This window comes from Clostridium sp. HBUAS56017, assembly GCF_007115085.1.
Lineage (GTDB): Bacteria > Bacillota > Clostridia > Clostridiales > Clostridiaceae > Clostridium > Clostridium cibarium.
This window is the reverse complement of record NZ_SULK01000034.1, coordinates 22,922-28,921: the sequence shown is the minus strand read 5'-3', so window position 1 is coordinate 28,921 and position 6,000 is coordinate 22,922. Positions and strand designations below refer to the sequence as shown.

Here is a 6,000-nt window from a genome sequence, read left to right as displayed (position 1 = left end):
TGGTCTACGTGACCAATTGTTCCAATATTTACGTGTGGTTTACTTCTTTCGAATTTTTCCTTTGCCATTGTAAAATTCCTCCTTCTATTCTTTGATAAACTTTGCCTAGCGTTTTGTTAAATTCTTGGAGCTCACGATCGGGATTGAACCGACGACCTCCGCCTTACCAAGGCGACGCTCTACCGACTGAGCTACGTGAGCACTCGTATATCGACTATTTTCTCAATATACCAATTATAAAGTTTACTATCAATCATTTTATTTGTCAATAAAAAAATGCTACTTTAGATTTAAGCATTTCTCTAGTTTTCTTTTAACTCTTTGCAATGCATTATCTATAGATTTTGCATGCCTGTCTAAATCACATGCAATTTCCTGATAAGATTTCCCATCCAAATATGATGTAAGAACTTCCAATTCAAGTTCTGATAGTACTTTAGATATTTCATTTTCAATATGAGCCATCTGTTCTTGGCTTATTATTAATTCTTCTGGATCAGTTATCTTCAATCCAGCAAGTACATCCAATAAAGTCCTATCTGATTCCTCTTCATATATTGGTCTGTTAAGAGAAACATAGGTATTTAAAGGGATATGTTTCTGCCTAGTTGCAGTTTTAATAGCTGTAATAATTTGTCTTGTTACACATAGCTCAGCGAAACCTTTGAAAGATGTTAACTTGTCAGGTCTAAAATCTCTTATAGCCTTGTATAAACCTATCATCCCCTCTTGATAGATATCTTCTTTATCTGCACCAATTAAGAAGTAAGACTTAGCCTTTGCTTTAACAAAATTCTCATACTTAGTGATAAGATATTCTTGAGCTCTAGCATTACCATCTTTAGCTTCTAATACAACTTCTTCATCTAATTTTTCTTCAAATTCCGAATAATTACCCATTGAATACCCTTTACTGTACAATTCTCCCCCTCCGAACTATGTCAATTACATTCTAAATTATACTCTAACGAAATCTCTCAAGTCAAACTATTTCAACTATTCACTCACTTCTACGAATCTTCTCAAGTTTTTGTACTACATCAATATCCAAATTATCTTGCAAATGGTTTTTCGCTACGACTCTATTTTTTGCTGCTTTTTTTCTAATACTATGCTCAGTCTCCATAACTTCATTGTAAAATTCTAATGAGGACATTCTGACAGCCCCTCTTTGAAATATAGTTTGTTGCTCTAGCCAATCCGAAGTAACTACATACACTTCAAATCTTCTTCCTAAGCTATGAACTTCTCTTTCAATATAACTATCAGCTGTTTCTCCATCTTTTGTAAAAATTATAGATAGATTTTTATTTATATCCTCTTTATTTTCCAAATTTCCTGCAACCTTATGTCCATCAAACACTAATATAACTTTTGAATCACTGTATGAACCATAATTATGTAGTATATTAACTAATTTTAACCTTCGGCCATGAAAACTATCATTTTTACCTTCTTTTAAATTCGGCCAACTATTTAAAACATTATATCCATCTATAAAAATTATTTTCATGAATTCCCCCTTACAAATTTACTTCAATCTTCCTTTTAGCACCTCATACATAATTATACCACCGGCAACTGATGCATTTAAAGAGTTAATCTTTCCAACCATAGGGATTTTAATAAGTTTATCACATTTTTTTAACGTTAACTTAGAAATCCCCCTACCTTCACTTCCTATGATAATAGCACAAGGCCCCGAAAAGTCTGTTTCATAACTATATTCTTCTCCCGTTATATCTGCTCCATACACCCAAATTCCAGCTTCTTTAAGTTCTTCAAGAACTGTATTGATGTTTGTAACCTTTGCTACTTTAACATGTTCTATTGCTCCTACTGATGACTTATATACAGTAGCTGTTACTCCAACATTTCTTCGTTTTGGTATTATTATCCCATGGACTCCACATAATTCGGCAGTCCTTATAATAGATCCTAAATTATGAGGATCTTCAATTTCATCTAATACAACTACAAATGGTGCTTCTCCTTTTTCTTTTGCGTATTCTAATATATCATTAACTTCGCAATATTTATAAGGCGTTACTCTAGCAATAACTCCTTGATGTACAATTCCTTCACTCATTAAATCTAATTTTTTTCTATCTACTTCTTTAATTACTAACTTCTTTTCCTTTGCCATCTTAATTATCGAATTAATTGACCCTTCCATTGGACCCTTAGATACATAAATACATTCTATTGTCCTATTCCCTTTTACCACTTCCATTACTGCATTTCTACCAATAATTAAATCTTCTCTTTCTTCAATTTTGTTTTCATTAGTTTTTTTATTTTCCGTTCTTTTAACTTGTTTCATAAGCAACTCTCCTCACTAATTGTTTAATATCGCAATACTATTTTCTAATACAAACTGTAATCTTTCAAAATCACCAATTAGATATAAATACCCCACTAAGGATTCAAACCCTGTTGCCATTCTATAATCTCTAACATCTGCATTCTTAGGCACTGTTGCAGACTTTGCATTTCTACCTCTTTTAAATATGTATTCTTCTTCTTCTGTTAGTGTATCCTCAATTTTATGCATTATTAATGATTGACTTTTTGCCTTTACAAATCCTATAGCTTTAACATGTATTTTATGGGCTGATAAACTCATATTTGAAGCCAGTATATAGTTTCTTATAAAAACCTCATATACTCCATCTCCAACTAGTGCTAATTGCAATGGATTTAATTGTTTTACTTCATCTTTTGAAAATTCTCTTATTCTTAGATCATTTAACATTTTATTCTCCTCTAAATAAGGGCTGCAAAACCTTGCAACCCTTAAAATATTTTTTGTTAAGATTTTTTCCATCTTACCCCTTGAGGCGTATCTTCTAATATAATTCCACTAGCTTTTAAATCATCTCTTATTTTATCTGCTAACGCAAAGTTCCTATCTTTCCTCGCTTGTTGTCTCTGTTCTATTAAAGCTTCTATTTCATCTTCAATACTTCCCTTTGTTGTATTTTGAAGCATTCCTAAAGGTCTACCTAACTCTCTAATTAATTCTAAAGTTTTTATTACTAACTCCTTAGATGAATTCACCGAAACATTAGTATTTATATCCTTTGATAATTCAAATAATACAGTTATTGCATCTGCAGTATTAAAATCATCATCCATCTTTTCAATATATTTTTCTCTGTATTTGTCTAAAGACTTAAGATACTTAGCTTCTTCTTCATTCATATTTTCCAAAGATACTTCATCCGAAAGATTTTCTAATATAGAAATAGTATTATATAGTCTTTCTACAGAAGCTTTTGCTGAATCAAGTAAATCCTTGCTGAAATTTATTTGTATCCTATAATGAGCTGATAACATAAAAAATCTTATTACATCCGCATCATATTCTTTTAGTACATCTCTAGCTGTAAAAAAATTATTCAATGACTTAGACATTTTTTTATTATTTACATTTATGTATGCAGAATGCATCCAATAATTTGCAAATGTTTTTCCTGTTAACGCTTCACTTTGCGCAATTTCATTTTCATGATGAGGGAAAGATAAGTCCATTCCCCCCGCATGAATATCAATTGTATCTCCTAATATTTTTTTAGCCATACATGAACATTCTATATGCCATCCTGGTCTTCCCATGCCCCAAGGACTATCCCAAGCTGGTTCTCCTGGCTTCTGAGCTTTCCATATGGCAAAATCCATTGGATCTCTTTTACGATCATCTACGCTTATTCTAGTTCCAACCTGCAACTCGTCTAAGTTTTGACCTGATAACTTTCCGTATGACTCAAACTTCTTTGTACTAAAGTACACATCTCCATCAACTTCGTAAGCATATCCTTTTTCGATCAAGTCACTTACAAATTTTATGATTTCATCTATATAGTCAGTAGCTCTTGGATTAACCGTTGCCCTTTCAATATTTAATGCATCTGCATCCTTGTAATATTCGCCAATATATCTATCTCCAACCTCTTTTACCGAAGTATTCTCATCATTTGCTTTATTTATCATCTTATCATCGATGTCTGTAAAGTTTTGTATGAAATCTACCTTATACCCTCTATACTCAAGGTATCTTCTTATAGTATCAAATACTATAAAAGTTCTTCCATTTCCTATATGAAAAAAATTGTATACAGTAGGTCCACAAACGTACATTTTCACCTCTCCAGGTGTTAGGGGTCTAAATTCTTCTTTTTTTCTAGTTAGAGTATTATATAGCTTCATTAAGCATCCCTCCTAAACTACTTTAAGATTATTTTTTTCAAATTCTTCTTTAACTCTTTTGCATACATCTTCAATTTTAATAAGTTCATTATCTCCACCTGTTCTTAATTTAAACTCTACAGAACCCTCAGTAACCTTTTTACCTACAGTCACCCTCATTGGAATACCAATAAGTTCCGCATCTTTAAATTTAACTCCTGCTCTTTCGTTTCTATCATCCATTAAAACTTCTATTCCTAATTCTTTTAATGAATTATATAACTCTTCTGCAACTTTCATCTGTTCTTCATCTTTTACATTAACAGGTATTATAGACATATGGTATGGAGCTATCGACAATGGCCATATAATACCATTTTCATCGTTATGTTGTTCAATTACAGATGCCATTGTTCTTGTGATTCCTATTCCATAACATCCCATTACAAAAGGCTTTTCTTTTCCATTTTCGTCTATAAAATTAGCATTCATTGACTCAGAATATTTAGTTCCTAACTTAAATATATGACCAACTTCAGTTCCTCTTGAAATAGTTATTTCTTTACCACATACAGGACACTTTTCTCCAACTGTTATATTTCTATAATCTCCAACTTCCCCTTCGAAATCTCTTGAATAATTAACATTTTCAAAATGATATCCAGTTTCATTTGCTCCTACAATAAAATTATACATCTTAGTTACTTCTTCATCCACTAGTAATCTAGATACTTTTATTCCTATTGGCCCAGCAAATCCAACTGCTGCCGAAGTTGCACTAGCGACTTCTTCTGGAGTCGCCATATTTAAATTAATAACTCCACCAAGTGCATTAGTTACCTTTACCTCATTTACTTCTCTATCTCCTCTAACCATTACTGCTATTATTTTATTATCAGCATTAAAAATAAGAGTTTTCACAAATTTCTTTTCTGTTGTATTAAAAAACTCAACCAATTGTTCAATAGTTTTTACATTTGGAGTTTCAACTTTTTTAACTTCTTTAAATTCTTCTTTTAAAGCTTCTTCTGGAGTAGATGGTGCTTTTTCTATATTAGCTGCATAATCGCAATGATTACAGAAAACAACATCATCTTCACCAACTTCTGACTTAACCATAAATTCAGCTGAATTAGCCCCACCTATAGCACCTGAATCTGCTTCAACACATTTTGCATCAAGCCCACATCTATTAAATATCTTTACATACGCATTATGCATATTTTTAAATGACTTATCTAATCCTTCTTCATCTTTATCAAAACTATAAGCATCTTTCATAATGAATTCTCTGCTTCTCATAATTCCGAATCTTGGTCTTCTCTCATCTCTATATTTTGTTTGTATTTGATAAAGATTAACAGGCAACTGTTTATATGACTTTATTTCATTTCTAGCTATATCAGTAAATACTTCTTCATGTGTAGGTCCTAAACAAAAATCTCTATTATTTCTGTCTTTTAGTCTAAACATTTCTGCTCCATAAGCATCCCATCTTCCTGATTCCTGCCATAGTTCTGCTGGTAGCATTGCAGATGCTAAAAATTCTTGAGCTCCTGCTTTATCCATTTCTTCTCTTACTATATCTTCTATATTTTTTAATACCTTTAACCCTAAAGGCATATAGTTGTATACTCCTGATGCCATTTTTCTCATAAGACCAGCTCTTAACATAAGCTTATGGCTTGCAATCTCAGCTTCTGCTGGGACTTCCCTTAATGTTGACACTAACATTTTTGACATTTTCATATTATAACATCCTCTCTAAACATTATATTTTTCAATAAAAAAAATCCACCCTATAATTAGGGC

At 31.9% G+C, this 6,000-nt stretch carries 6 protein-coding genes, 1 tRNA gene and 1 other annotated feature (1 of these 8 running past the window's edge); all 7 genes read right to left on the bottom strand.

The annotated features are described in order from the left end of the window. Window positions 1-125: 125 nt before the first annotated feature. Window positions 126-201: transfer RNA gene (locus FAY47_RS18920), tRNA-Thr, on the bottom strand. A 78-nt stretch (window positions 202-279) separates the two neighbouring features. After that, on the bottom strand, window positions 280-900 hold the full coding sequence (gene sigH / locus FAY47_RS18915) for an RNA polymerase sporulation sigma factor SigH (RefSeq protein WP_143318492.1): 621 nt from the start codon (window positions 898-900) through the stop codon (window positions 280-282). A 100-nt stretch (window positions 901-1,000) separates the two neighbouring features. Beyond that, entirely contained in the window at window positions 1,001-1,513 is a 513-nt protein-coding gene (locus tag FAY47_RS18910) for an NYN domain-containing protein (RefSeq protein WP_143318491.1), read from the bottom strand. 18 nt (window positions 1,514-1,531) lie between these two features. After that, window positions 1,532-2,323, bottom strand: coding sequence for a 23S rRNA (guanosine(2251)-2'-O)-methyltransferase RlmB (gene rlmB / locus FAY47_RS18905; RefSeq protein ID WP_143318490.1), 792 nt, complete (start codon window positions 2,321-2,323; stop codon window positions 1,532-1,534). Between the two features lie 15 nt (window positions 2,324-2,338). Then, window positions 2,339-2,755, bottom strand: a complete 417-nt coding sequence (locus tag FAY47_RS18900) for a ribonuclease III domain-containing protein (protein WP_143318489.1) — start codon at window positions 2,753-2,755, stop codon at window positions 2,339-2,341. Between the two features lie 56 nt (window positions 2,756-2,811). Further along, window positions 2,812-4,209, bottom strand: a complete 1,398-nt coding sequence (gene cysS / locus FAY47_RS18895; RefSeq protein WP_143318488.1) for a cysteine--tRNA ligase — start codon at window positions 4,207-4,209, stop codon at window positions 2,812-2,814. A gap of 12 nt (window positions 4,210-4,221) precedes the next feature. Beyond that, window positions 4,222-5,937 (bottom strand): proline--tRNA ligase, encoded by a 1,716-nt coding sequence (locus FAY47_RS18890; RefSeq protein WP_143318487.1) that lies wholly within the window; start codon window positions 5,935-5,937, stop codon window positions 4,222-4,224. Window positions 5,938-5,991: 54 nt separating this feature from the next. Then, window positions 5,992-6,000 (bottom strand) — a binding site (T-box leader) (it continues 172 nt past the right edge of the window).

What these genes read in the sequence shown, in the direction of transcription:
- rlmB (WP_143318490.1), bottom strand. Translation starts at nt 2,323, where the DNA reads ATGAAACAAGTTAAAAGAACGGAAAATAAAAAAACTAATGAAAACAAA.
- FAY47_RS18890 (WP_143318487.1), bottom strand. Translation starts at nt 5,937, where the DNA reads ATGAAAATGTCAAAAATGTTAGTGTCAACATTAAGGGAAGTCCCAGCA.
- cysS (WP_143318488.1), bottom strand. Translation starts at nt 4,209, where the DNA reads ATGAAGCTATATAATACTCTAACTAGAAAAAAAGAAGAATTTAGACCC.
- FAY47_RS18910 (WP_143318491.1), bottom strand. Translation starts at nt 1,513, where the DNA reads ATGAAAATAATTTTTATAGATGGATATAATGTTTTAAATAGTTGGCCG.
- sigH (WP_143318492.1), bottom strand. Translation starts at nt 900, where the DNA reads ATGGGTAATTATTCGGAATTTGAAGAAAAATTAGATGAAGAAGTTGTA.
- FAY47_RS18900 (WP_143318489.1), bottom strand. Translation starts at nt 2,755, where the DNA reads ATGTTAAATGATCTAAGAATAAGAGAATTTTCAAAAGATGAAGTAAAA.